The sequence below is a fragment of the Dyadobacter sp. AC419 genome, assembly GCF_979253085.1.
Genome location: NZ_CEEDCD010000029.1, coordinates 88,255 through 113,694 on the forward strand (window position 1 = coordinate 88,255; position 25,440 = coordinate 113,694).

Annotated in this window: 30 protein-coding genes and 2 pseudogenes; 11 read left to right on the forward strand and 21 right to left on the reverse strand. The window is 44.0% G+C overall.

All coding sequences use genetic code 11. The features are described from left to right. Positions 1 to 23: 23 nt before the first annotated feature. Positions 24 to 1,235, reverse strand: a complete 1,212-nt coding sequence (locus AC0IYG_RS28355; protein WP_471714443.1) for a hypothetical protein — start codon at positions 1,233 to 1,235, stop codon at positions 24 to 26. A gap of 45 nt (positions 1,236 to 1,280) precedes the next feature. Next, positions 1,281 to 2,549, reverse strand: a complete 1,269-nt coding sequence (locus AC0IYG_RS28360; RefSeq protein ID WP_471714444.1) for a hypothetical protein — start codon at positions 2,547 to 2,549, stop codon at positions 1,281 to 1,283. Positions 2,550 to 2,630: 81 nt separating this feature from the next. On the opposite strand from AC0IYG_RS28360, the gene AC0IYG_RS28365 reads away from it, so the two are divergent. Then, a complete protein-coding gene (locus tag AC0IYG_RS28365; protein ID WP_471714604.1) occupies positions 2,631 to 3,770 on the forward strand; it encodes an acyl-CoA dehydrogenase in 1,140 nt (379 codons plus the stop codon). Positions 3,771 to 3,942: 172 nt separating this feature from the next. Next, entirely contained in the window at positions 3,943 to 4,872 is a 930-nt protein-coding gene (locus AC0IYG_RS28370) for a helix-turn-helix domain-containing protein (protein ID WP_233854952.1), read from the forward strand. 68 nt (positions 4,873 to 4,940) lie between these two features. Here the strand turns inward: AC0IYG_RS28370 and AC0IYG_RS28375 are convergent, their stop codons facing one another. Continuing rightward, on the reverse strand, positions 4,941 to 5,330 hold the full coding sequence (locus AC0IYG_RS28375; RefSeq protein WP_471714445.1) for a nuclear transport factor 2 family protein: 390 nt from the start codon (positions 5,328 to 5,330) through the stop codon (positions 4,941 to 4,943). A 180-nt stretch (positions 5,331 to 5,510) separates the two neighbouring features. Between AC0IYG_RS28375 and AC0IYG_RS28380 the strand changes: the two genes are divergently transcribed. Then, a complete protein-coding gene (locus AC0IYG_RS28380; RefSeq protein WP_471714446.1) occupies positions 5,511 to 5,876 on the forward strand; it encodes a hypothetical protein in 366 nt (121 codons plus the stop codon). Here AC0IYG_RS28380 and nadD read toward each other — a convergent pair whose 3' ends face one another. The 8 genes and pseudogenes from nadD to AC0IYG_RS28420 all read right to left on the reverse strand — a co-directional run bounded on the left by nadD (position 5,877) and on the right by AC0IYG_RS28420 (position 10,621). Further along, positions 5,877 to 6,449, reverse strand: a complete 573-nt coding sequence (nadD, locus tag AC0IYG_RS28385; protein WP_471714447.1) for a nicotinate (nicotinamide) nucleotide adenylyltransferase — start codon at positions 6,447 to 6,449, stop codon at positions 5,877 to 5,879. It lies immediately after the preceding gene. After that, positions 6,446 to 7,012 carry a guanylate kinase gene (gene gmk / locus AC0IYG_RS28390; RefSeq protein ID WP_471714448.1) on the reverse strand — a complete coding sequence of 189 codons (567 nt, stop codon included), beginning with the start codon at positions 7,010 to 7,012 and terminating at the stop codon, positions 6,446 to 6,448. The genes nadD and gmk overlap by 4 nt, the downstream gene beginning before the upstream one ends. Before the next feature lie 9 nt (positions 7,013 to 7,021). Next, positions 7,022 to 7,312 (reverse strand): phosphohydrolase, encoded by a 291-nt coding sequence (locus AC0IYG_RS28395; RefSeq protein ID WP_471714449.1) that lies wholly within the window; start codon positions 7,310 to 7,312, stop codon positions 7,022 to 7,024. A gap of 84 nt (positions 7,313 to 7,396) precedes the next feature. Further along, positions 7,397 to 7,986, reverse strand: a pseudogene (locus tag AC0IYG_RS28400) (sigma-70 family RNA polymerase sigma factor). Between the two features lie 232 nt (positions 7,987 to 8,218). After that, positions 8,219 to 8,689, reverse strand: coding sequence for a hypothetical protein (locus AC0IYG_RS28405; protein WP_471714450.1), 471 nt, complete (start codon positions 8,687 to 8,689; stop codon positions 8,219 to 8,221). A gap of 29 nt (positions 8,690 to 8,718) precedes the next feature. Next, positions 8,719 to 8,928 (reverse strand): rod shape-determining protein MreC, encoded by a 210-nt coding sequence (locus AC0IYG_RS28410; RefSeq protein WP_471714605.1) that lies wholly within the window; start codon positions 8,926 to 8,928, stop codon positions 8,719 to 8,721. Beyond that, positions 8,915 to 9,460 (reverse strand): rod shape-determining protein MreC, encoded by a 546-nt coding sequence (gene mreC / locus AC0IYG_RS28415; protein WP_471714451.1) that lies wholly within the window; start codon positions 9,458 to 9,460, stop codon positions 8,915 to 8,917. The genes AC0IYG_RS28410 and mreC overlap by 14 nt, the downstream gene beginning before the upstream one ends. Before the next feature lie 135 nt (positions 9,461 to 9,595). After that, the gene (locus tag AC0IYG_RS28420) at positions 9,596 to 10,621 is read right to left on the reverse strand and encodes a rod shape-determining protein (protein ID WP_019946014.1); all 1,026 of its coding nucleotides are present in this window, start codon (positions 10,619 to 10,621) and stop codon (positions 9,596 to 9,598) included. A gap of 175 nt (positions 10,622 to 10,796) precedes the next feature. Between AC0IYG_RS28420 and AC0IYG_RS28425 the strand changes: the two genes are divergently transcribed. Genes AC0IYG_RS28425 through AC0IYG_RS28435 form a run of 3 tightly spaced genes read left to right on the forward strand, consistent with a single transcriptional unit; the run spans position 10,797 to position 13,935 of the window. Further along, positions 10,797 to 12,299, forward strand: coding sequence for a GH3 auxin-responsive promoter family protein (locus tag AC0IYG_RS28425; protein WP_471714452.1), 1,503 nt, complete (start codon positions 10,797 to 10,799; stop codon positions 12,297 to 12,299). 26 nt (positions 12,300 to 12,325) lie between these two features. After that, on the forward strand, positions 12,326 to 13,486 hold the full coding sequence (locus AC0IYG_RS28430; RefSeq protein WP_471714453.1) for a 1-deoxy-D-xylulose-5-phosphate reductoisomerase: 1,161 nt from the start codon (positions 12,326 to 12,328) through the stop codon (positions 13,484 to 13,486). After that, on the forward strand, positions 13,486 to 13,935 hold the full coding sequence (locus AC0IYG_RS28435; RefSeq protein ID WP_471714454.1) for a hypothetical protein: 450 nt from the start codon (positions 13,486 to 13,488) through the stop codon (positions 13,933 to 13,935). Before AC0IYG_RS28430 ends, AC0IYG_RS28435 begins: the two co-directional genes overlap by 1 nt. Positions 13,936 to 13,977: 42 nt before the next feature. Here the strand turns inward: AC0IYG_RS28435 and AC0IYG_RS28440 are convergent, their stop codons facing one another. From AC0IYG_RS28440 to AC0IYG_RS28470, 7 genes are all read right to left on the reverse strand, one after another. After that, positions 13,978 to 14,742, reverse strand: a complete 765-nt coding sequence (locus tag AC0IYG_RS28440) for a glycosyltransferase family 2 protein (protein WP_471714455.1) — start codon at positions 14,740 to 14,742, stop codon at positions 13,978 to 13,980. Between the two features lie 44 nt (positions 14,743 to 14,786). Continuing rightward, the gene (locus tag AC0IYG_RS28445) at positions 14,787 to 15,611 is read right to left on the reverse strand and encodes a glycosyltransferase family 2 protein (protein ID WP_471714456.1); all 825 of its coding nucleotides are present in this window, start codon (positions 15,609 to 15,611) and stop codon (positions 14,787 to 14,789) included. 15 nt (positions 15,612 to 15,626) lie between these two features. Continuing rightward, on the reverse strand, positions 15,627 to 15,851 hold the full coding sequence (locus tag AC0IYG_RS28450) for a DUF2283 domain-containing protein (RefSeq protein WP_026629629.1): 225 nt from the start codon (positions 15,849 to 15,851) through the stop codon (positions 15,627 to 15,629). A 2-nt stretch (positions 15,852 to 15,853) separates the two neighbouring features. Beyond that, the gene (locus AC0IYG_RS28455) at positions 15,854 to 16,093 is read right to left on the reverse strand and encodes a hypothetical protein (RefSeq protein ID WP_471714457.1); all 240 of its coding nucleotides are present in this window, start codon (positions 16,091 to 16,093) and stop codon (positions 15,854 to 15,856) included. 19 nt (positions 16,094 to 16,112) lie between these two features. Continuing rightward, positions 16,113 to 16,931 carry a phytanoyl-CoA dioxygenase family protein gene (locus tag AC0IYG_RS28460; RefSeq protein WP_082217464.1) on the reverse strand — a complete coding sequence of 273 codons (819 nt, stop codon included), beginning with the start codon at positions 16,929 to 16,931 and terminating at the stop codon, positions 16,113 to 16,115. A 136-nt stretch (positions 16,932 to 17,067) separates the two neighbouring features. Further along, the gene (locus tag AC0IYG_RS28465) at positions 17,068 to 18,003 is read right to left on the reverse strand and encodes a glycoside hydrolase family protein (RefSeq protein ID WP_026629626.1); all 936 of its coding nucleotides are present in this window, start codon (positions 18,001 to 18,003) and stop codon (positions 17,068 to 17,070) included. Positions 18,004 to 18,022: 19 nt separating this feature from the next. Then, on the reverse strand, positions 18,023 to 18,904 hold the full coding sequence (locus AC0IYG_RS28470) for a class I SAM-dependent methyltransferase (protein WP_082217466.1): 882 nt from the start codon (positions 18,902 to 18,904) through the stop codon (positions 18,023 to 18,025). 163 nt (positions 18,905 to 19,067) lie between these two features. Between AC0IYG_RS28470 and AC0IYG_RS28475 the strand changes: the two are divergent. Further along, positions 19,068 to 20,274, forward strand: a pseudogene (locus AC0IYG_RS28475) (M20 metallopeptidase family protein). Here the strand turns inward: AC0IYG_RS28475 and AC0IYG_RS28480 are convergent. Then, on the reverse strand, positions 20,237 to 20,986 hold the full coding sequence (locus AC0IYG_RS28480) for a polyprenol monophosphomannose synthase (protein ID WP_471714458.1): 750 nt from the start codon (positions 20,984 to 20,986) through the stop codon (positions 20,237 to 20,239). The pseudogene AC0IYG_RS28475 and the gene AC0IYG_RS28480 overlap by 38 nt on opposite strands. Positions 20,987 to 21,020: 34 nt before the next feature. Continuing rightward, positions 21,021 to 21,395 carry a DUF4296 domain-containing protein gene (locus AC0IYG_RS28485; protein ID WP_471714459.1) on the reverse strand — a complete coding sequence of 125 codons (375 nt, stop codon included), beginning with the start codon at positions 21,393 to 21,395 and terminating at the stop codon, positions 21,021 to 21,023. Positions 21,396 to 21,464: 69 nt separating this feature from the next. Here AC0IYG_RS28485 and AC0IYG_RS28490 point away from each other — a divergent pair, with 69 nt between their 5' ends. Genes AC0IYG_RS28490 through AC0IYG_RS28505 form a run of 4 tightly spaced genes read left to right on the forward strand, consistent with a single transcriptional unit; the run spans position 21,465 to position 24,920 of the window. Further along, entirely contained in the window at positions 21,465 to 22,352 is an 888-nt protein-coding gene (locus AC0IYG_RS28490) for a DUF58 domain-containing protein (protein ID WP_235127167.1), read from the forward strand. Between the two features lies 1 nt (position 22,353). Then, complete coding sequence (locus AC0IYG_RS28495; RefSeq protein ID WP_471714460.1) at positions 22,354 to 23,265, forward strand: hypothetical protein; 912 nt, start codon at positions 22,354 to 22,356, stop codon at positions 23,263 to 23,265. Between the two features lie 6 nt (positions 23,266 to 23,271). Beyond that, positions 23,272 to 24,291 carry a VWA domain-containing protein gene (locus tag AC0IYG_RS28500; RefSeq protein WP_471714606.1) on the forward strand — a complete coding sequence of 340 codons (1,020 nt, stop codon included), beginning with the start codon at positions 23,272 to 23,274 and terminating at the stop codon, positions 24,289 to 24,291. Further along, positions 24,291 to 24,920, forward strand: a complete 630-nt coding sequence (locus AC0IYG_RS28505) for a ribonuclease HII (protein ID WP_471714461.1) — start codon at positions 24,291 to 24,293, stop codon at positions 24,918 to 24,920. The genes AC0IYG_RS28500 and AC0IYG_RS28505 overlap by 1 nt, the downstream gene beginning before the upstream one ends. On the opposite strand, the gene AC0IYG_RS28510 is transcribed toward AC0IYG_RS28505, so the two are convergent. Next, on the reverse strand, positions 24,878 to 25,414 hold the full coding sequence (locus tag AC0IYG_RS28510; protein ID WP_471714607.1) for a DUF2480 family protein: 537 nt from the start codon (positions 25,412 to 25,414) through the stop codon (positions 24,878 to 24,880). The two genes, AC0IYG_RS28505 and AC0IYG_RS28510, sit on opposite strands and share 43 nt — an antisense overlap. Positions 25,415 to 25,440: the final 26 nt, after the last annotated feature.

A 25,440-nucleotide genomic window follows, 5' to 3' on the forward strand; every position in this document is an offset into this window, starting at 1 on the left:
TTTTTTATTGGATAAAGGACAAGTTAAGATCTTGAACTTGAAATAGCGATGACTTTTTTAGGGAAAGCGAGCCAGATAAAATATCCCGTAAGTAACACAATGCAAACCTGCATAGCATAGTCGATAAATAGCTGCAATGAAGAAAAAGTATCCAGCGGCGTCATATAACAAGGCATGCCAAGCCGCCACCAGAATGACGGATGCACAACGCATAACACATTAAATATCAGTAGCAGCGTTACCTGAACCCAGTTTTTCCAATCAATCACATAAAAGACAAGCGGGATCAGAAACAGGAAAATGTAATTACTATAAGCGCTTTGCTGCACGATCATCATTGTCGCATAAAGCACAATCCACACACGTGAAAGCATGATCCTGAAATCCGCGTTTTTGAGCCTCAATGCGGCCAGACACGCCAAGCCGACCGAGATTACGAGACCAATCCAGTTCCAGAATTTTTCTCCAACACCGATTTGATTAAAAAACCACGGGTTGAGAATGGAAGGAATGTTCGGTGCGCGCAATGTTTTGGCTTCGTCCAGCGGTTGCATAAATTCCCAGCCAACCAACGGATACAGCACGGCCAGCGAGAGAATGCCGACAATGATCATTGGGATAAGCATTCTAACTTTTTCCTTTTCCAGAATAAATAAGGGCACCAGGATCAGAACGAAAATCGCTTTTGTCATAAGCAATCCAAAAGCGAGGATCAATGCATACCATTCGACACGCAATGTTCTCTCGCGAACGAGATAAGCCAGAATGACAAACAGCCACATCCAGACATCTTCCTGCGCGCCGACAATGCAAAGCACAAGCGCTCCCGGAAGCAAATAATATAAAAGCGATTTGAACAAAAATGCGCCACGCGATTGAAATGGGCGGAAGAAATGATAGGAAGCCCAAAGTGCGGCGCCATCCATAATGGCCATCACCAAAACGATCATTTTGGGGCTATACCAGAATTTCAAAAATAGCCCTAAAAAATAGGCGTATAATGGCGAATATGGCGACCAGAAATCGCGGTAAACGACTTGGCCTAATGATGCTTTACTCCCTTCGTCCCAAAATCCATTTACATCGGAAGTTGGTTCCATTCCCGCGACTACATATATCAGCACAAATGGAGCAAGCCGAAAAATAACCCAGCCGATTGCAATCGCAGAACCGGCAGGTTTATTTTCAAACCACTCTGTGAGTGCGTTCTTTCTGTAAAATGACGATTCCAGCAAGTAATATGGAGATCAGGCTGATGCCGAATTTGGCGAGGACAATGCTCATGCAGTAATCAGTTTTCCAAAAACAACCTTACGGTAAGTTTCACGCAAAATCCAGAAAAAGCATAGCACATTCAGTATTTGCAACAAATATTCGAACAGATAAGACGTGTTGCCGAACATGCCTAATGAAGTGTAGGCAGGTTGTTTGATATAAACCCAAACAAAAGGCTGGACAACCGTAAGCCAGTTTACAGCCAAAAGCACAACAACGTGAAATGTTTTGCGAACGTCGATAATTTCAAAAAGCACCGCCATCAGATAAGCTATAAGATAAGCACCCATTGCACTGGCCTGGAAGATCATCATGCAAACAAAACATGCGATGAAAATCCCCGGAAGGATTTCGTTAATGTGTCTGTGACGCGCTTTATATGCCATAAATGCAGGAACAAAAACGGTGAATAACAGGCCGATCCAGTTAATTAAGGTCGATTTTTTCTCATTAACCGTGAAAATCAGCTCGACAAATGGTCTGCTTATCGAGAACAGATTAGGCGTCATTAATTGCTCCGTATGCTGGATAGGCATCAAAAACAAATCCCCGATTTGCCAGTATAAAAATCCAACAGCAGGCAGCCCAACAGCCGCCATAACCAAAAGCATTTTAACCGGCTTTTTAACCACCACCAAAAGTGCAGGCAATAAGAAAATAAAGGTTACCTTGATCGTAAGAAGCGCCAATGCATAAAGCAGACCAATGCCGACTTCGTAGTTAACCGGTTTTTTAATGGTAAAGCGCCAGATGATCAACGCCGCGCCCCAAAACCAGACTTCTTCCTGGCCATCAACCAGAATATACATGAATCCTGCGGGAAGCATATAATAGATTACTGCCAGTTGCAATGCGTTGGAAATCCGGACCTTATAAGTGCTGTAAGTAAGCCAGAGAATGAAACTTTCCATCAGGACCATGAACAACACAATGGCACGGGAATTGTGCCAAAGCCACACCGGTAAACTAATGATGTAGGCATAAAGCGGCGCGTGGTAAGACCAAAAGTCTCTGTAAACGAATCCGCCGCGCTTTGCAGCTTCGGCTTTATAAAAAAAGAATGGAATGTCTCCCCGCGGATCTTCGTTAATGATGAGGAAAATGCCTATCCACGGGATCAGTCGAAGCAATATGAATGCAAGTCCCAGAACAAGTTTTTCATTTTCCCTTTGCCATTTGGCGAAAAGACTTGTTTTGCTGATCGTCCAGATTATGCCAATCGTCAGCAGCAGATTGATGAGAAGTTTTATATAAAAAACAGTAAGAACTGGCATTTTTGCAGCAAAATTTGAGCGCAAACTTAAGACAAGTTTTTAAACAATCATATCATGCCATATCGTTCACAATTAATTGGAATGGATTTCAACCTCAGTGAAGAACATGAGAGTGTCCGTGAGGCAGCCCGTGATTTTGCTCAAAAACGTTTGTTACCGGGCGTTCTCGAACGGGACAATGTGCAAAAGTTTGACAAAGATCTGCTGCGGGAGATGGGTGAGCTGGGTTTTTTAGGCATGATGGTGTCGCCCGAATATGGCGGTGGCGGCATGGATACGCTGTCATATGTGATTGCCATGGAAGAAATTTCAAAAGTGGATGCTTCTGCCGGCGTGATCATGTCAGTAAATAATTCATTGGTCTGCTGGGGCCTTGAACGCTTTGGAACGCCGGAACAGAAGGAAAAATATTTGACTAAGCTTGCTTCGGGGCAGACTGTCGGCGCATTTTGCTTGTCGGAGCCTGAGGCTGGTTCGGATGCAACTTCGCAGCAAACGACGGCCATTGATAAGGGAGATCATTACTTATTAAACGGAACGAAAAACTGGATCACAAGCGGCGACACAGCGGGCATTTGCCTGGTCATCGCGCAAACCCATCCGGAATTGAAACATAAGGGCATCAATGTGTTTATTGTAGAGAAAGGATTGGAGGGATTTGTTGTTGGCAAAAAGGAAGACAAGATGGGCATAAGGGCCTCTGACACACATTCATTAATGTTTGCGGATGTAAAAGTGCCGAAGGAAAACAGAATTGGAGAAGATGGTTTTGGTTTCAAATTCGCAATGAGCACACTGAACGGCGGCAGGATCGGCATTGCGGCCCAGGCGCTTGGAATTGCATCCGGCGCATTTGAGCTTTCTCTGAAATATTCAAAAGAGAGGAAGACATTTGGTAAACCCATCAGTGAACACCAGGCAATCCAGTTCAAGTTGTCAGAAATGGCAACAAAGGTGGAAGCTGCGAGGTTGCTCGTCTATAAGGCGGCCCGGCTCAAAGATGAGGGGAAAGATTACATACAAGCATCTGCAATGGCAAAGCTTTATGCATCTGAAACAGCCATGTGGGTGACAACCGAAGCCGTCCAGGTTCACGGAGGCTATGGTTACATAAAAGAATATCACGTTGAACGTCTAATGCGCGATGCAAAAATCACGGAGATTTATGAGGGTACCTCTGAAATACAAAAACTTGTAATCGCTCGCGAGCTTCTGAAATAACTTGAAATTTACTATCCGGATCGTTTTATTCTAAATGTTGGATTAAAATGATACAGAAATATCACTTTTTTTCAGTTTTTTGTCAATATATACTTGTATTAGTTTTGTACAATTTATTAGATTTGTACAAAAATTGAAACAGCGGTCAGAAGGGCCCTTAAATATATCAAGTATGGAAGACTATAATAAGATTATTGAGTCGCTGGGGGTAAAGTTTGTGAAAGCGCGTCACATCAGAATTTTGCAACCGATAACCATCAAGAACTTTTACGACGTTCAGAATTCGTTAACAATCTTATACGACGGCGAAGTTTCTTTTGGTTCAGAGGAATCGCAGAAGGTTGAAGAAGGTGATATGCTTTTCATTCCTGGTGGCAAGCATGCTACGGTTACTTATGGTAACACGCAGACTGCCAAGACCGTTTCCAATGAGGAGTTCATGACCAACCGTGACAATTATATTGAGGCAGGCCACGATCCGGCATTGATCGGAAAACTGCCTAATTCATTCGGATTGATTTCATTTGAAGCAAAGGTTTTCGATACAGTTAACTTCTTCACCTCTCTGGACGTTCCGCCGTTTTTGATCAAGAGAGATGATCAGATCGCGATTACAATCAATCAGATCCTGACGGAAGATATGCTTGATACGCCTGGAAAAGGCCGTATCATTAAAATTAAAACAGAGGAGGTTGTCATCGAAATCATTCGTTACATCCTGAAAAATAAATTGTTTGTTGAGCAATTAGTAACCAACAGCACATATTTCAAAGATCCGCGTTTGATCGACATCTTCGCTTACATTAAAGACAATTTGGGCGGAGATCTTTCCAATAAGGTTTTAGCTAATGTTGCCAATGTGTCAGAGGATTATGTAGGGCAATATTTCAAAATGCTGACGGGCATTAACCCACAGGATTACATTGAATATCAGCGTATGGAAAAAGCCGTTGACTTGCTTCGTACATCTAAGAAAAGCATTCGTGCAATCGGTTCAGATGTGGGTTACAAAGACACAGCTTATTTCTGCCGTCGTTTCAAAATGATGTTCGGAATTCCAGCTGGTAAAATGCGTCGTCGTGAGTCGCTGATGAATGTTTAGACTGAGAAACAGCCTATAAAAAGAGAAAGAGGGCCAAGCGGTCCTCTTTCTTTTTATAGGCAATACGATCATTGAACCGGCGTAAACTGCACCGCCACTATTTTCCAGCGGCCGCCGGCTTTAACACAAACCGACATATAAGACAATTCTCCGTTGAAGCCATTGTTTTCGATCCGGGCCCTTACATTCCAAAGTCCGGTTACGACTGCCACATCTCCATATGTCCGCGTTCTTGCCCCTGAAAGCATTCCCGATTCCACGACTATAATGCCTTGCGAAATGGCCTGCACCAGCTGATTTCCTTGTATGGGCTGGCCCTGCAATCCGATCACGCTGAAATCATTTGAAATCAGGTTCGATAATGCATTTGCATCTTTTTCCAATAATGCTTTGAAAAAACAGGTTTGAGCAATCGGTTCCGTCGATGGGCTGAACATTGCTTGTTTGAGCTTGCGCATTTATGCAGAAAATCAATCCGAAAACGAGCAATATGAAGCTTTTCATAGCAGAAGAGCATTTGTGATACGCTTAAAAGTATCAAAACAAATTCACCTGCTGAAATTATATGATTAGATTCGTCTTTGATTTGAATCTAATGACGAATACTTAAATGAATAGATTGATTGCAAGAATATGCCTTGGATTGTCCCTGTTCGGCATCGCTGCGTGCTCATCAGCTCCGGACAATTTGGGCGGCCTGCGATCTTAAAAAATGGCGCAGTGATCGTGGTGGGTGTGACAATGTGCGGGCGGGACTTGCAAAGGATTTCAAAAAAGCGGAAGGTGAGCTCAAAGGGAAATTTGCAGACAATATCGGTGAATTGCTCGGCAGACCTGACATTCAACAATTAGGCGAAAGAAACCTGAAATATTACGTTTATTTCCTTTCAAAAGGTCCGCAATGCACGAACATTCAAGCCAAGTCAACAGCGCCTAAGGTGATCCTGAAATTCAATGCAGTGGGACTTTTGAGCGAGATTACTTATCAGACGCGCCCACTTTGATCAGAGATAAAATTTCTTGATCTTAATAAGCTGCTCAACCGGCTCAGGAACAAGATAATGGATCGAATTCCCTTTTTGCAGACAAGACCGGATGTAAGTTGCAGAAATGTCCAAAAGCGGCGCTTCTACAAACCTGACATTCGGGTGACTGGCAAATGTATGTGGCTTTGAATTCGGGCGGGGATATACGTAAAGGCCTGTGTATTCGAGTATTTTCTCGTAGTTTTTCCAATTCGGAAACTGTGCCAAATTGTCTTCTCCCATGATTAGCTTAAACTCATGCTGCGGAAATTTCTCTTGCATGCGCACCAGCGTGTCGATTGTATAGCTGGGCTTAGGCATCCGAAATTCGACGTCTGACGCACGAAATGCAACATTGTCTGAAATTGCCCGCTGAACAAGGTCAAAGCGGTCGAACTCGTGCAATAAGCTGCTGTTTTTCTTGAAAGGGTTTTGCGGACTGACTACAAACCAAACCTGCTCAAGATCTGTCGAAGTAGCCATTGTATTGGCAATGATCAGATGACCAATATGGATGGGATTGAATGATCCGAAAAAGAGGCCTATTTTCATTGAATAAAATCCAGAACCAGCTTTTCAGCTTTTCTGAGTGTTTCTTCAAGATCATCATTCACGAGCACAACGTCAAATTTATCCTCAAAACTAAGTTCATAACGAACCTTGCCCAGGCGCGTTTCAAGTGATTTTTCTGTTTCGGTGCCCCGCTCGCTCAGCCTCCGGATAATTTCAGCTTCGGACGAAACTTTCACGAAAACAGCCAATGCATCTTCTCGATAAATTTCTTTGAGTTTGAGTCCGCCTTTTACGTCAACATCAAACAAAACATGTTTTCCTTCCGACCAAAGGCGCTCGATTTCAGTCTTAAAAGTGCCGTAGTAATTCCCCGCATAAACCTCTTCCCACTCGGCAAACTCATTATTTGCAATGCGCTCGCGAAATTCTCGCTTTGGCAGGAAATAATAGTCTTTTCCGTCAACTTCATGGTCACGCCGTTCCCGGGTTGATGCGGAGACAGAGAAAGCCAGAAGATTTGGATATGTTTTTAAAAGATGCCTTACTATTGTAGTTTTTCCTGAGCCTGATGGCGCGGAGAATATGATAAGCTTACCTTTCACACGAACAGATTAACTGTTTATTTTTGAAATAATTGTTTTAAGGATGCTCTCAGGGCACGGCTTTTTTTCGATTTTCAGACTAAGGGAGTCTTTGATGCATTTTTCGAGTCTGTATGACTCAATACAAGGTAAACATTTGTCCATGTTCTCACGAAAGTGATCCTTCTCCGCTTCGGTTGCTTCATCATCAAGGATTGCCTGAATTACCTTCATGCACTCAGCGTGATGCTCGCATTTCTGCTTCATGGGTTGTTTTTGCGCCTCGTCAGATACTGAAGGCGTTGTAAGGGATGCATTCATTATTAAAATGAAAAATATAGAATAATGGAATATATGTACAGTTGTACACTATAACCGAAGAGGTTACAAAAAAAGTTTCACAACCTATGAATCATATCCCATTGAACTTGCGTAACTCTTCAAGTTTTTCTTTCAATAAGTTACGCGCACGGTGTAATCTGGACCTTACAGTGCCTATTGGAATGTCAAGAATCTTCGCCATTTCTTCATAAGTGAAGCCTTCAATATCGCAAAGAATAATGACCGTACGGAAGTCAACCGGCAGTGCATTCAATGCATTTGCCACTTCATCACCAATTAATTCCTGAACCGCATCAGCACGAAGATCGACCGTATATGTTGTATCAGAAGCTCTTTACAGAGTTGTAAGTCGTTTCGACTTCCTGATAATCTACTTTGGAAGGTTCTTTACTTTTTTTGCGGTAATCGTTAATGAAACTGTTCTTTAGAATGCGGAAAAGCCACGCCTTTGCATTAGTGCCTTGTTCAAAAGAAGAAATAAAACGAAAAGCCTTTAAATATGTATCTTGAACCAGGTCGTTGGCATCGTCTTCGTCCATTGTAAGGCGAAAAGCGAAGTTGTACATGGAGTCAATGTGTGGCATGAACTCACGGTTAAAAACTTCATAACGAAGGTCATCCGTGTATTCATTAGTCGTGAGCGTTTCTGACATGGCAACTAACATAGGAATGCTGAATTTACAAAGATTAACAACAGCTCCAAATCGTACAAATTAAAATTTGATGAATGGCTTATTGAAGCTACTTAATAGCCATTATTTCACGATAAAAATTAAATCAATCGGAACAGCTTCCTAAAATATTCCAAATTGAATTGCCTCCTGCCGTATTTGATGTATCAACATCAAATTTCGAGCCACGAAACTTTCGTGTCAAAATGTCATATTAACGTTTGGAAAAAAGTTCCAGGAGGATAATTAATAATGTAGTAAACAGTGCGCTGGCACCAATGCGGATGAGGGTATAAAGGATCATTCCAAAATGATTGATCTCGATGAGGAACAATACGGAATGGTGGACGAGGATAAGCGGAAAAATATAACCCAGGAAAGCCCCCAGCCCCTGCGCACGCAGACCGACCTCGGCCCGCTCTGCTCCACGGGATTTCATCTGATAATGGATGAGGAACGGTCGGAAGTAGGCGATCAAAACGGTGGCTGCGGCATGCATCCCGAAAGTATTCGAAAATACGTCCACCGTGAAGCCTATGCCGAAAGCAATAAGCAAAAGATACAACCTGTCAACATCTGCCGGCAACAGCAAAACTCCTGCAATGTAGATGAAGCAGAACGCATAATTGAACAATACGACATTCCGCATAAAGAAGATCTGCAAAAGCAGATACAGCAGGATCATCAGGGAATATTGTATCGCCTCTCGTAAACTCATTTGGTATTTATAGTACGAAGTTTCAGACTGTCCTGCTCCCCAAGTTGTTGATTTTGTACCACATAAACGTAGGAAAGGTTTCGAAAATCAGTCGAAAGTCTTAATGTAATGTTATAAAACGTTTGATTAGGGTGCACAGCAACGGTTTCAACGCGACCAACCATAATGCCCGGAGGGAAAACGGAATTCTGATCAGGAAGTGACAGCCGAGTCGCCTTTGAAGATTTTCGTGTATTTCGAAACGTCGATCATATCGATCAAATTCGGATCCTTTCCAGCCCATTTGGCATAGCCGATCTCATTGCTGCGGATCAGCTTGGACGAAACCATAAACTGCGAATGCAGAATGGACGTCACAACAGAATAATTCTCAGAACAGAAGCGGACCTTTCCCACAACTCCAGTGGCCGAAATCACGCCCATGCCCGGCTTTACGCCGTCGCTCAGCCCTTTGTCTATGGTAAGGACATTGTTGCTCTTGTTGGTCTCATTATCGACTACTTTGGCAACGGTAAATGTAAACCGTGACGCAAATGTCGAATCCGGAACATAACCAGCCGGCGAGTCAGAAGGCTTTTTCTGACTTAATGCCGTTACAGCGGCCCGAAGCTTGGCATTTTCGGCGGCTAATGCTGAATTAACCTCGTCCAGCTTTGTATATTCCTTTGCTGAATTAGAAAATGCCAACGTCTTCGCAACGTAATGGTTGGAAGTGTTGAAATAGAGTGGCGCCCCCAATATGTATTGCTGCGCACAACCAACCAGATACTGAGAACTTCCAGCAAGACGAAAACCAAAAAGAAACGATTCCGGACAACGAAATCAACGAGTTGGAGCATGGGCTAGAATGTTCACATCGTGAACGATCCAATACTACGAAATCAGTACCGGCTTATATAATTCAAGATTTTTAAGGACTTCGCCTGTTCCTTTTACAACAGCCTTTAACGGATCGTCTGCAATGTGAACGGGAAGTTTTGTTTTTTGAGCAATGCGTCGGTCAAGGCCATGAATAAGTGCCCCGCCGCCAGTAAGATAGATTCCGTTTTTGAAAATGTCAGCTGAAAGCTCAGGAGGAGAGATTTCAAGGGCTTTCATAACGCCCTCTTCAATTTTTGAAATAGATTTATCAAGAGAATAAGCGATCTCACTATATGTAACGCGAATCTCTTTTGGAATCCCCGTCATCAAGTCACGACCGCGGATTTGATAATCGTCTAATGGAATTTCAAGTTCAGGAGAAGCGGATCCGATGGCCATTTTGATCAATTCAGCAGAACGCTCGCCAATCAAAAGGTTGTGTTCGCGACGCATATAATCTACAATGTCTCTCGTGAAAACGTCGCCTGCAATGCGGACAGACTGCTCGCAAACAATCCCTGACAATGCGATAACCGCGATTTCCGTTGTTCCACCGCCAATGTCCACGATCATTACACCATTTGGCTGCGTAATGTCAATTCCAATCCCGATGGCAGCTGCGATCGGCTCATGAACCATGTAAACTTCTTTTGCACCTGCGTGCTCACAAGAATCTTTTACGGCGCGTTTCTCAACTTCTGTAATCCCGGAAGGAATGCAAACCACCATGCGGTGTGAAGGTGTAAAAAAACGGCTGCCCGTATCGATCATTTTGATCATCCCGCGGATCATCATTTCGGCAGCAGTAAAGTCAGCAATTACACCATCTTTAAGTGGGCGGATCGTCTTGATATTCTCGTTGGTCTTCTCATGCATCTGCATAGCTGTGTGTCCGATTGCTAAAACTTTGCCGGTGGTTTTATCCATGGCAATGATCGAAGGCTCATCAACAACTACTGTATCTTTATGGATGATCAGGGTATTAGCAGTCCCCAAATCGATCGCTATATCGCTAGTCAAAAAATCAAACAATCCCATATATTTTTTTAAAATTTTCGCTCACTTTGATTTCAGGATGGCAAAATTACAGATAAATAACCACAAACAAAGGCATTTAAAAAATTTCAGCATATGGCCATTTTAGGCCTGAAAACGCCTCTGGAACGCCCTTGTAGAATAGAATTTACAAAACCTGCGTACCTTTGTTTTCACTATGGGAATCAAATCACTATTGAGTGAGCCACTGGCTCGATACATCGTACGACAACAACAAGAATGGATCTCCAGAAGCATTGAAGTGCAGGAAAAGTGGAGGAAGGATTTGGTAAAAAAAGCTTCTGAAACAACATTTGGGAAAGACCATTTTTTCAAGGATATCCAGTCTTATGCCGATTTTAAAGAAGCGGTTCCGGTTCACGATTATGAGGACCTCAGCACATACATTGCACAAGTTAAAAAGGGCGACAGCAATGTCCTCTGGCCAGGGAAGCCATTATATTTTGCCAAAACGTCAGGCACAACCTCCGGAACGAAGTACATTCCGATTTCCAAAGATTCCATTTCAAACCACATCAACTCGGCTCGCAATGCCATTTTGACGTATATAGCAGAAACCGGAAAAGCCCAATTCCTGGACAATAAGCTCATTTTTTTATCCGGAAGCCCTGTCCTGACAGAAACCGGTGGCGTGCTGACAGGCCGCTTGTCAGGCATTTCCAATCACCACATACCAGGTTATCTTAGGTCCAACCAGATGCCGAGCTATGAAACTAATTGTATAGAGGATTGGGAAACGAAACTTGACAAGATCATTGATGAAACCATTGATCAGCCTATGTCGCTGATTTCAGGCATTCCGCCCTGGGTCCAAATGTATTTTGATAAAATCACGGAACGCACGGGCAAAAAGATCAAAGACGTTTTCCCGGAATTTTCTCTTTTCATTTATGGTGGTGTAAACTTCGAGCCTTACCGGGCTAAGCTATACGAATCGATTGGTAAGCGTATCGATTCCATCGAGTTATATCCCGCGTCGGAAGGGTTTTTCGCTTATCAGGATTCGCAGCAGGATGAAGGTTTACTGCTGCTTTTGGACACGGGCATCTTCTATGAATTTATTCCGGTGGAGAATTACTTCGACGAAAAACCAGTGCGATTATCTATCGGAGAAGTTGAGATTGGCAAAAATTATGCGGTTGTTGTCAATAACAATGCTGGCCTTTGGGGCTATTCACTAGGTGATACGGTGCGTTTTGTGTCCATTAAGCCTTATAAAATTCTTGTTACGGGCAGAATTAAACATTTCATTTCTGCTTTTGGCGAACATGTGATCGGGGAGGAAATTGAAAAAGCATTGCGCTATGCCATGGAACGCCATCCGGAAGTGGAGGTTATTGAATTTACGGTGGCGCCAATGGTAAATTCGGAATCCGGCGGACTTCCTTATCATGAATGGCTTGTCGAATTCGGCGTCCAGCCCAATAATCCGCAGCAGTTTGTGGCAGACATTGACAGAAGACTGACGGAACTCAACATTTATTACCAGGATCTGATCAAAGGAAATATTCTGCGGACACTTGAACTGGTGCCTTTGCGGAAAAATACCTTCATAGATTACATGCGGGCCAACGGAAAATTGGGCGGGCAAAACAAAGTGCCAAGATTGTCAAACGACCGGAAAATTGCGGACGAGCTGATTAAAATTAACCGGTCATAAGCCGGACACTTAACGTAAGCATTAGGATGAAAAAAAATATAGCGATTCTCGGATCAACGGGTTCAATAGGAACGCAGGCATTGGAAGTGATGGAAGCCAATCCGGAAGTTTTCTCGGTGACGCTGCTTACCGCACAGGATAATGCAGATTTGTTGATTGAGCAGGCAGCTAAGTTTCGCCCCAAAGAGGTTGTTATAGGCAATGAAAAGCATTTTGATAAAGTAAAATCAGCACTTTCTCCGCTCGGGATCAAGGTTTACAGCGGCATTGACGCACTGGTTTCCGTTGTAGAATCCGAAGACATTGATACGGTGCTCACCGCAATGGTGGGTTACGCCGGACTTTTGCCGACCATTCATGCCATAAAAGCCGGGAAAAATATAGCATTGGCAAATAAGGAAACGCTCGTTGTTGCCGGCGAATTGATAACTGCACTTGCCAGGGAATACAATGTCAGCATTTACCCAGTTGATTCGGAGCACTCCGCTATCTTTCAATGTCTGGTGGGTGAAGAGGAAAATAAGGTGGAAAAAATTATCCTTACAGCCTCAGGTGGTCCTTTTAGAGGGAAAAATAAAGCATTTTTGGAAGGTGTAACGCGCGCACAGGCCTTAAAGCATCCGAACTGGAGCATGGGCGCAAAAATCACGATCGATTCGGCGACGCTGATGAACAAAGGTCTGGAAGTGATCGAGGCGAAGTGGTTATTTGATCTGAATGCTTCGCAAATAGACGTGATCGTTCATCCGCAAAGCATCATTCACTCGCTCGTTCAATTTGAGGACGGGAGCATTAAAGCGCAGATGGGACTTCCTGATATGAAGCTGCCGATTCAGTATGCATTGCATTATCCGGCTCGCCTGAAATCGTCATTCCCCAGGTTCAATTTCATGGATTATCCTTCCTTAACCTTCGAAAAACCGGATCTTGACACATTCAGGAATCTTGCGATTGCCTATGAAGTTTTGGAAAAAGGCGGAAATGCAGCTTGTATTGTCAATGCTGCTAATGAAATTGCAGTGGAAGCATTTTTACAGGAAAAGATCGGATTTCTTGACATCTCGGACATTATCGTAGAAAGCCTCTCAAAAATATCTTACATTTCCAGTCCAACGTATTCCGACTACGTTCAAACAAATGAGGCGACAAGGCGTTTTGCTTCCGAATTGATACAGGTTAAAGTTTAATGAAAACCACCTTTCTAAAATATCTGTCAGTAGCGCTTGCCAGCACGCTCAAATTTTTCGGCGGACCCATTGCAGGCGTTGTTTTGAAATTAACCTGGATTGAAACAGCCATTTGTTCCGCAATAGGCATGATGTTCAGCGTATTAGTGCTGACATATGTAGGCGGAGCAATTCAGGATTTCATTAAAAAACGCAGAAAAACACCGCCAAAAAAATTCAGCCGTACGAATCGCATTGCGGTTAACATTTGGAAGCGGTTTGGAATCATCGGCATTGCATTTCTGACGCCGCCATTGTTTACGCCACTTTTCGGGCCTATCCTGGCAGTTGCGTTTAAAGTGCCGCGTCCTTCAATATTCCTGTGGATGTCCACGAGCGCCATCGTATGGGGGCTTGCGATTTCTTACATCGCCCATAAAATGACTTTTATTCAGGAATGGATAAAATAGGCTAGGAGCTGACCTCAGCGGCTGACGATCAGCGGCTGTTCCTCAGCGGCTGACTTCTTTTTTAGGAGCAGTTGATTTTTTCATAAAATCACCTTGCGAGAAGTATTTTTCGATCAGGCAATACATTAAGATGAAGAAATAGCGGCTTCCCATTTCCTTGATTTTAAGCTTTGATTCGCCGTATTTACGGTTTGTCCAGCTATTTGGCACCACAGCGTAATTATAGCCGCGCACCATTGCTTTTAAAGGAAGTTCAATGGTCAGGTTAAAATGTGGAGCGAGAAACGGCTTAATTCCTTCAATAGTTTCTCTTTTATAGAGCTTAAATGCGTTGGTTGTATCATTGTATTTGATCCCCATTACCATTTTAACAATAAAATTGGCAACGCGATTGATCACTTTTTTCAATGCTGGATAATCGACGACTTTGCCGCCTTTTTCCCAACGCGATCCAAAAACGCAGTCATAATCGCCATCCAGCATTTTATAATAATATTTTACCAAATCCTCCGGATCATCTGACATATCGGCCATAAACACGGCCACGCAATCACCTTTAAAACGCTCCAAACCATATCTTACCGCATATCCAAAGCCGTTCGGGCCGGGATTTGTGTAGTAAACCAATGTTGGAATTTGAAGCGAAAGCTCGTCCAGCACACGAAGTGTTCCGTCTTTGGAATTATCGTTTGTGACGCATATTTCGTGAGGAATATTGTATTTATTTAATGTTTGGTGCAGCGATGTCAGAGTGTGTGTAATTGATTCCTCCTCATTATATGCTGGTATTACGACGCTTAGCTTCATGGATTGCTGATGTTGAAAACAGTACAAATTAAAGATTATTAATTTTAACTGCCAATTTTTTCAAATAAGGAAAGTTGCTCGTCGTAGCGCGCCAATGTCTTTGTAATCACTGCATCATATCTGTTACCCAACCATTTACCAACATTCTGAAACATATCGCGTCGGTTCTGCCAAAACTTTTGATTCGTATTTGCGTGAACATTACTCAGCCCCGCGCTATGCTTGCGATAGACGCCCATAGGCTCTGGAAAATAACCAATCTTACCCTGCGCAGCCAATTGAATGATCACAGCCCAGTCGCCGGCAGCGGCTTTTGCATGCCAGTCTGCAAACTCATTTTGAAGAAAATGGTTTCTGTAAACCCAGCTTGCTGTGGCCATAAACCACTTATCTTCCAGAATGTCTTCAATAGATGAAACCATCTTCTGATCCGGCGTATTAAAAAAATGTTCTGACGACCCGTCTTCGTAGGTCACCAGAACATTATGGTGGGATAAAGCAAAATCCGGATTGGCATTCAGGAAATCGACTTGCTTCTGTAATTTAAGCGGATCAGTCCAATAGTCATCCCCCTCGCACATCGCCACAAATTCGCCTTTGCAAGCTTTCAGCAATTGCAGCACATTATTCCGCCCTGCAAATTCCCTGGGCTCCTTAGGTCCCTGGTTTTCCGAATGTAAAAATGCCCGAATCCTTCCCGGGTTTCTTTCCTGATATGATCGAATAATGTCAGGCGTAGCATCCGTAGAAGCATCATCGCCAATCACAATCTCAAATTCAAAATCCGTCACCTGCATCAAAGCCCCATCAAGCATCTGCCCAATGTATCGCTCATGATTATAGGTCGGAACGCAAACGGAAAGTTTCAAAGGAAATGGAAAGAATTAGATATTAACGAGTTGTTTAACAGAACCTTGGCTGATCTGCTGGAAGGATAACCCATGCACATTTGTCATATGCTGCGCATGTTCGATAGTCAGTGAAACAGGATTGCCGTTTGCATCTAAATCGACAAGCATATTCTCATTTACATCGTCAGTAGACACAACTTCATTTTGATTAAAAACCAGTAAAAGCGTGTCCGTGTCCTGAAAATACCTGATATCCATAACTAGCTTTCGGTTTTAAATGAGCGGTCGAAAAAGGCGTTGTGGACGGTTTCACCGTCGTCGAGCAGAACAATGCGTAAATATTTTTGGTTCTCCTCGATTTTTGCCCAGCGCCTTATCCGACCGTCTGCCTGTATTTCCTCTTTTTCCGGAAAATGAAAGACTTGTTCAATCCATTCATCTTTTATTCCCAGGCGATCGCTTCGCTCTCTTGTGAACAAGAAATACTGTGTGTGTTTCATGAAGATTCTAGCTAAAATTTCAGCTAAAAACCTCTTTCAATTGCTCCACGCTTGGGAAATTAGGCGTTACCAGTTCCGTTTCCGGCTTGTAAATGTATGCCATTGGATAGCCTCTTTCGATGAATGTTGGCTCGTCGAGGTTGTTGTAGCGGAGTTGTACAGACCAGCGAATGTTGTTGGTAATGTTGTTGCCGGATTGGTGGATCAGGAAGGCGGAGAAGACGAGAATGTCGCCGACTTTGAATTCGGTTTGAACGAAATCTTCTTCTTTCAACGTGGTGGTGATCCCGCCTTGGTAACCCGATGTATTTGATTCCTGCAAACCAATTTTGTGGCTGCCTGGAATAACCTGCAAAGCACCAATATCCGCGCCTGCGTCAACCATTGGGAACCAGATTACGGTGCTATCCAATGAGCCCTGGCCAGTGCGCCAGTCCTGGTGTGCGTCCAGTTTCCAGTGTTTGCTGCCGTCTTTTGACAAGAAACGGCTGTTGAATTGCATCGCAGCACGTGCACCGATGATCGGGCTGGAAAGACCAACTTGTTTCAGAATGTCTTCAATTTTTGGATCAAGGCCAAGTCTATGCAGCGAGAATGTATGCTGAACGGTCTTGCCTGTGTTTACGAATGCATTGAAGTCTTTTTCAAAAAACTCAAACATTGCATTTTCAAACTCATCGCGGTTGTCAATGTCCGGCGTTTTGCCAGTGACGTGCTTGATTTGGGTTGCGAATATTTTTCTGGCGTCCGTGTAAATGTTATTGACAACGTCTTTGTCCAAAAAATCTCTTAAAAGGACATAGCCGTCATTATTGAATTGCTCTTGAAGTGTGCTCATTGTATGACACTTTATGTGGTTTGAAAAAAATTGAGAACCTAATCAGTCTGATAATGTAACCGGCTCTGAATAAGTTCTCAAATTTATGTTTCTGTTGAAATCGAATAACTGACTTTTGTTGCCTTTTAATAAGATCTTAGTCTTCCCAGACCGCATAAGCAAATCCGGCAGCGCCAAAGCCATTGCCATTATAAAGCAGATATTTCTTGCCGTTATGCTGGTAAAAGTTAGCATAATCGATCATTTGATAATCAAAATCCTCCGGATTCTCAGATTTAGCGATTCCTACCAAATTATCCTTACGTTCCCAGTTCGTGCCATCCACAGATTCCGCATAACCAAGTCTGTAACTCTGGTTACGGTCCGTGCGGTAATCACGCGTGTGGCGGTAAGAATAGTACATTTTGTAAATGCCATCCTCTTTGAAGACGCTCGGACGGCCCACTGCATGCAGAAAATCGTCAAAATCCAATGCTGGAATGTCACTGATATCCCAGTGAATCCCGTCTTTGCTCGTGGCAGACTGACCTCTGTAAAAAGGCTCGGGATAATCGTGAATGTATTCGCATTTATGGCCGGAAATATACCACATCCGCCAGGTTCCGTCTTCATCAATCATTACCGAAGGCTGTGCTGCCCAAAGCGGGTTTTGAATGCTGCGATCCATGATCGGGCCTACGAACATTTTTTTGAATGATATGCCGCCGTCTGTGCTGACAGCCAGTCCCATGGACAGTCTGTAAGAATTCCAGGTGCGGTTCCAGCCGGTGTAATAAAGCCAGATGTCGCCATTCGGACGGTTTACAAACCAGGAAGGCATAGCACCGGTTTCATCATACTCGCCCGGGCCGCCTAATTCTAAAATTGGCTTGTCGTGGATGTAAAGGATCTTTTTGGGATCGTCGTAATCTACATCAATGAACGTCGGGCGCGATTGGCCGTCTTTGTCTCTGGACGAAAAATATATGCGTAAAAAATCTTCGTGCTTATATGCAAACGGAACCTGTGCGTGCGACAAACTATGCGGCAATGTTCCGTCCGGCTTATATATAACTCCTTTTTTAACCCACATGTAATGATAATGTTATTGATTAATCAACCGCCTTTTCAGCGCGCAAACGCCAGTTATCCACGAAATCTTTGCCCGGGATCGGCAGGTCAATGTCCACTTCCGGAGCCTTCGCAGTCACCCTGTATTCCATCACATAAAAAGCATTTCCAAACACATAATGCAGCTTAAAATTCTCAATGTTGGCAGGAACGTCTTCCAGCGGCACTTCGGCACGGAAAAGCGGATTGGCTTTTAACAATGTAGCGTAAGTAGGCGTGTTCCGTAACCAGGGCGCAACGCTTTCGTCACCCACAACCACTTTGCCACCCGGGCGAACCACGCGTGTAAGCTCGTCGAATGCACGTTTTCTTTCAGAGAATGTATTAATGCCTCCAAAATGGAACACCGCATCAAAAGTGTCGTCAGGGAATGGCAGGTAAGAGCCGTTTCCAAGGAAATAATGCACATTTACATCTTCGGTCGACAGTTTTTCCTGTGCTCTTTTCAGCATATTAGGAGAAAGATCTGACAAAACTGCCGTTCCGCCTGGTCTTACGCGGTCCAAAATCAATGCAGAATCTTTACCCGTTCCAGCACCGACTTCGAGCGCTTTCATCCCCGGTTTCAATTCCATAAGGTCGATAAAGAATTGTCTTGTCGCCGCTTCGTCCGAATGGTTTAATGTTTCAAAAACCCAGGAAACGCCTTTGTCATAACGAAGGACTGCCTGATCGTACAAATATTGCTCACGCGCATCTTCTGGCAATAACTCTTTGGGATAAAGCATGTTAACAATGCCTGTGTCGCCTACTTCATATATTGTTCCGTCTTCACTTTTCAGTGATTTTCCGTCTTCTGCGATTGTTAGTGCGGTTCCTGTAAGCGGACAAACCAACGATTCTAGAAATTCCTTTTGATTCATTTGTGCTTGGCTGATTGATATATATCTGGTCAAAATTACTTTTTTCTTTGGAACAACATTCAATATCAAGCCGCTTATTAGCAAAAGGGCTGCACAATATTTATTGTTACCTTTGAATGATTTGTATCGATATCAGTCTCTCAGAATAGATTTTAATTGAATTATGTCTCAGCTGCAAGAAAAAATAAAAGCCCTCGCCAAAGATCAATCCGCCGATATTATAGCGCACCGCCGTCATTTGCACAGCAATCCCGAATTGTCTTTTGAAGAATATAAAACGGCGAAATATGTTGCGGCAGAGCTAACTGCAATTGGCCTGCAACCCGAGGAAGGCGTTGCGGGAACGGGCGTTGTCGCGATCATTGAAGGCAGAAATCCTGAAAAACGTGTGGTTGGCTTGCGTGCGGACATGGATGCGCTGCCGATTTTTGAGGCCAATGATGTTCCATACAAATCAACCGTTCCGGGCGTAATGCATGCTTGCGGGCATGATGTGCATACTTCTTCTTTGCTGGGAACTGCAAGGATTTTAAATCAATTAAACGAAGAGTTTGAAGGGACTATAAAGCTGGTTTTTCAGCCTGCAGGAAAAAGCGCCGGGTGGCGCTTCGTTAATGATTAAAGAAGGTGTTTTGGAAAACCCAAAACCGGCGAGCATGGTTGGTCAGCACGTTGCACCGAACATTCCGGTTGGAAAAATCGGCTTCCGCGAAGGCATGTATATGGCCAGCACCGACGAACTTTACTTGACTGTAAAAGGAAAAGGCGGCCATGCAGCGGCTCCGCACCAGTTGGTGGATCCGGTTTTAATGGCCTCGCATATCATTGTTGCATTGCAGCAAATTATCAGTCGAAACAGAAATCCTGCCAATCCAGCCGTGCTATCATTCGGAAGATTCATTGCGGACGGCGTTACCAATGTTATTCCAAATGAAGTGACCATTCAGGGAACGTGGCGTTGCATGGATGAAGAATGGCGGGCAGATGGTTTGAAAAGAATGAAAAAAATGGCAGAAGGCATCGCCGAAGCCATGGGCGGAAGCTGTGAATTTGAAATTGTACACGGTTATCCATTCCTGAAAAACCATCCTGAGCTTACCAGACGTGTCAGAAGTTCAGCCACAGATTATATGGGAGCAGAAAACGTCATTGACCTCGATCTTTGGATGGCTGGCGAAGATTTTGCGTTTTACTCACAGGTTGTAGATTCCTGTTTTTACAGATTAGGAACCCGCAATGAAGAACGCGGCATTATTTCCGGCGTGCACACGCCCACATTTGACATTGACGAAAGCGCATTGGAAATTTCAACCGGATTAATGTCCTGGCTGGCTATTTCTGAGCTTGGCCATGCGGGATATAGCGCTTAAAAAAGCTGTTGACTTTCAATGTGATCACACCAAGGATCGCTTCTTTAAAAATGCCTTTTGACATTTTGGAAGCGCCTTTGGTCCTGTCCGTGAAAATGATGGGCACTTCCACAATGTCGAAACCGTATTTCCAGGAGTTGAATTTCATCTCAATCTGGAAGGCATAACCGATGAAGCGAATGTTGTCCAGGTTGATGGTTTTCAATACCTTGCTCGTGTAGCAGATAAAGCCGGCCGTAGGGTCCATGATCTGCATTCCTGTGATCATTCTCACATAATATCCTGCAAAATAGGACATTAACACCCTGTTAATTGGCCAGTTAACCACATTAACCCCAGTAATGTAACGCGAGCCGATGGCCACGTCGTGACCTTCTACAGCGCATGCATGGTGTAACCGGACAAGGTCTTCGGGTGGATGTGAGAAGTCGGCATCCATCTCGAAAATATACTCGTAACCCCGCTCCATCGCCCATTTGAAGCCATGTATATACGCTGTGCCCAATCCCAACTTTCCCTTTCTTTCAACCAAATGGAGATTTCCTGCATATTCTTTCATAAGCTCTTTCACCACTGCGGCAGTGCCGTCAGGAGATCCGTCATCAATGATCAGCAAGTCAAAAGCTTGGTTCAAGCTAAATACTTTGCGTATGATCGCTTCAACATTTTCAATCTCGTTGTAGGTAGGGATTACTACAATACTATTATTCACAACTTGGGACAGGGTTAAGTTAAATGTGTGATTTTCAGAGCTTAATATTATTGGTTTTCTCCCGGATCTCAATTTTCTTGTTCACTTTTTCATAGATCCGCGTCATCATTTCCGGGCGCGTCATATAGTAATCGTAACTTTTGCGGTAAGCCGTTGTATCAACTTTGTGCTTTTTCCAAATGTCGCTTTTCAGCTTGTTGAAGATCATTAGCGATGAATCCAGCGACCGGAGCTGCAAACGGTTCACCCGCGACTCCGCCAAATGAATGTCAGTGAGAACGGCGGCCATTTGCTCCTCACTCATCGTGTCCTTAGGCGGCTTTTCGTCGCTTACGCAGCCGATAAACAGAAACGCAACCGTCAGAAAATGGATTAAACCGTTCGGGAAATTAAGTGTCGGACACCTCATAAAACGCAAATTGTATATCTTTGTTTAGATACGCCGGGTAACAAAGGTGATAATTTTTTCGCAAAACTAATGTTTGAACAGTTCCTTGGAAAGCTAAGAAAGTATGAAATTCGCATGCGGAAGGCGGTGACGAGCGAACGCTATGGCAATTTTCATTCCGTTTTCAAAGGATCAGGCCTCGAATTCGACGACCTCCGGCTTTATCAGTATGGCGACGATGTGCGGGCCATTGACTGGAACACTTCTGCAAAAGGTCACGGAACATTTGTCAAGATCTTCAAAGAGGATAAAGAGCAAACCGCTTTCTTCATGCTCGATGTGAGCGCTTCCCAGCAAGTAGGAGAGCTGAAAAGGCTTAAAATTGACATTGCCAAAGAAATCTGCGGCGTGTTAACATTGTCCGCCATTCAGGAAGCTTCGCGTGTTGGTTTGCTTTGTTTTTCTGATAAAAATGAACGCTATATCCGGCCGTCGGATGGCATGAAGCATGGTTACGGCGTCATTTCTGAACTTTACAAGCTTGTTCCGGAATCCACAAAAACGAACATTGCTGAGGCGATTTTAGTAACGTTAAATGTTGTTAAAAGACGAAGCCTGATCTTTTTGATCTCCGATTTCATTGACAATAATTACCAGCATAACCTCAAAGCATTAGCTCGCAAGCATGACCTCATCGTCATTCATTTGTACGATTCCCGTGAAGTAAATTTGCCCGGCTTGGGCATTATTCCGCTTTACGACGCTGAAAAGCAAAGCACGGTTTGGGTCAACACATCTTCAAAACAATACAAGGAAGAAATGGCGAGCCGGTTTTCAAAACGAAGCTCCGAACTCGAAAGGCTTTGTCATCAGAATCGCGCCGACTACATTTCAATCAACACGCAAGAGGATTATGTGCCTGCACTCATCCATTTATTTAAGGTGAGACGTTATACAAAAAGTAGTGCATCGTCGTAAAATGGTCAGATCCTTCGCCTTGCTGTTTACATTGTTTTTGGTCAATATCTTTTTTCAAACAGAGGGTTTTGGTCAAAAAATAAAACCGTTGGGCCTTTTCCTGACAGATAGCATTGAAGTCGGCAAACCCGTCTATTTCTCGCTCAGCGTTCGCCACGATCCAAAAACGGAGATCTTTTTCCCGGATACATTGTACGATTTTTCTCCTTTCGAAATCATTTCCCAAAGGTCGTTCACGTCCAGCACCGACGACCGCGGAAGCTTGGACAGCGCCGTATATCAGCTGATTTCTTTTGATGTAGATGAAGTCCAGACGCTCAAAATGCCCGTTTATGTTTTTTACAAAAAAGATTGTACGGCCGTCTTTGCCCAACCGGATTCAGTTTTTTTGGTAAAAAGCAATGTTGTTGAAACGGCAACGGCCAGCCTGACACCCGAAACGAGCTTATTGCCTTTAAGCAGCGAGTTCAATTTTTCTATTTTGCTGGGCAGCATTGCATTGATTGTTGGCGTTGTGGGCAGTATTTATTGGGTTTTTGGACAAGATATTTACAAACAATGGCAGCTGATCAAGTTGCAGCGGCGACATCTGGAATATCTGCGCTCCTTCAACCGGCTTATGCGAAATGCGCGTGACCGGAACAACATTAAGGACGCAGAAAAGGCGATTATTGTTTGGAAAAACTATTTGGAAAGGCTCGAAAAGAAGCCATTTGCAACTTATACAACACGGGAAATCGTCGATAACATGCCGGACGACGCGCTTGCAGAAGCATTGAAAAACATGGACAGCATTATATACGGTCAAGTAATTTCCAAAAATATGGCCGAATCCCTTGAAGTGCTGAAAAACGGTGCCACGCGCATTTATCGCAATAAAAGAAGATTCATCCTGGACACACCTTTGTCGTAATTAATGATGGAAAAGTGGTTTTCATTACAATGGTTTGGATTTGAGGCCTTTCGGTCTTACGAATGGGTGTATCCATACTTTTTGTATTTACTGCCATTTGTTCCGATTCTTTTTTGGCTCCGTAATGCCTTGCACAGGAAGCATAAGCAGCGCCTGGTGATCACTTATAATCCCGTCAGAGGCGCGCGGGACTGGCAGACATTGCTGCGTTTCGTTCAGCCGGTCTGCGTAGGACTTGGCATTGCATTGATCCTCGTTGCACTGGCACGTCCGCAGGTGATTTCGGAAAGAACCGATCAATATTCGGAAGGCATTGACATTATGCTGCTGCTGGATATTTCGGATTCCATGATGGAAAAAGATTTGAGTCCCAACAGGTTAGAAGCGGCAAAGCTGGTTGCCCGGCAATTTATCAAAGGACGCTTGCAAGACCGGATCGGATTGATCGTTTTTGCAGGAGAAGCTGTTTCCCTTTGCCCGCTAACCACGGATTACGAGCTGCTTTACGGGTTTTTGGATGAAATAAGTCCTGCAATGGTTCCTACGGCCGGAACAGCAATCGGCAGTGCGCTTGCTGTTGCCGTAAACCGGATGCGTGAAACGCCAGGGGAAAGTAAAGTGGCAATTTTGATCAGCGACGGCGACAACACGTCCGGAAATCTTGGACCTGCAACTTCTGCGCAATTGGCGCATGCATTCGGCGTGAAGGTTTACACGATTTCGGTGGGCAAGCAAAAAAAATCAACACGTACAGACAGTGCAGCCGTTTCGAATGCGTTAGTAGATGAAACAGAGCTGAAAAATATTGCAGGTTTGGGAAATGGGAAATATTTTCGTGCATCGGATAACAGTGCGCTCGCAGGCGTTTTTAAACAGATCGATCAGCTGGAAAAAGTCAAATCCAGGGACGTCGTTTCCCGTGATGTCACTGATTTTTACCGGATCTATTTATATTGGGCAGTGTTGTTCCTGCTGATTGCGATTGGAACAAAAAGTACATTCATGGCAAATATTCTTGAAGATTAATGCTGAAAGCATATTACAATTTCGACGCGGTTGAGGCTGGACTGGATGAGGTGGGCAGAGGTTGTCTGGCTGGCCCGGTGGTGGCTGCAGCGGTAATTTTACCAAGAGATTTTACGCATTCCTATCTAACAGATTCCAAGCAACTGACCAAAGTTCAAAGGCTTGAACTGGAAAAAGACATCATTCGCGAAGCCATTTGCTGGGCAGTTGCGGAAGTCGATAATCTGGAAATTGACAGGATTAATATATTGAAAGCCAGCTTTTTGGCTATGCATCGCGCCGTGGATAAGATGCACACAAAACCAGAACATTTGCTCGTAGATGGCAACCGCTTCACGCCTTACCCAATGATCCCGCACACGTGCATTATCAAAGGCGACGCACATTATTTTTCCATCGCGGCGGCTTCTGTTTTGGCCAAAAATTACCGGGACGAACTAATGTCCAGACTTTCCGGCCAGTTCCCGCATTATGGCTGGGAAACGAATGTAGGTTACCCTACCATTCACCACCGAAAAGCGATAGGCTTACACGGCCCGTGCCCGTATCACCGCATGACTTTCAAATTATTGAAGCCCGAATGCGATCAGGCGATGGAAGAGGAAATGGAAGATTTAGGCTTTTTATAAAGCGGAACCGTGCTGCAAGGCTCACCAAACATCAGGCTTTGCACGATTGGTTTAAGCAACCGGCTGATTTCAACATATGCAGAAATGGGAACAGCCACTTTACTGCATCCTTTCACAACCACGCGTTTGCCTTCGTATTCGCTAATGTCAAGCTTGCTAATCGCATCTGCGAACAATTTGTCCTCCAATGCATTCAGGTCGCCAAAAACGATTGCATTCGCATAAGGTTCGAGTTGAACCGCGAGCAACATATAAGCCCAGGTTGGCACAATGGCGTCTTCTGAGCAAGTGACCGCAACATTTTTGCCTTGATATTGCGTCCAGTCATGTGCTTTCAGGAATTCTCTGAAATCCTTTTCTTTCAGGATCATTCCCTGCCACAAATTGTCTTTGATATCGTATAAAACACGCTCGCCGGGATGATACAGCTCTTCCAAATCCAGCGACACAATGCCGCTAACCGCAACCCGGTTTACAATTTCTTCAGTTTCCATCTTCATATTGCTTTACTTGAAATGCT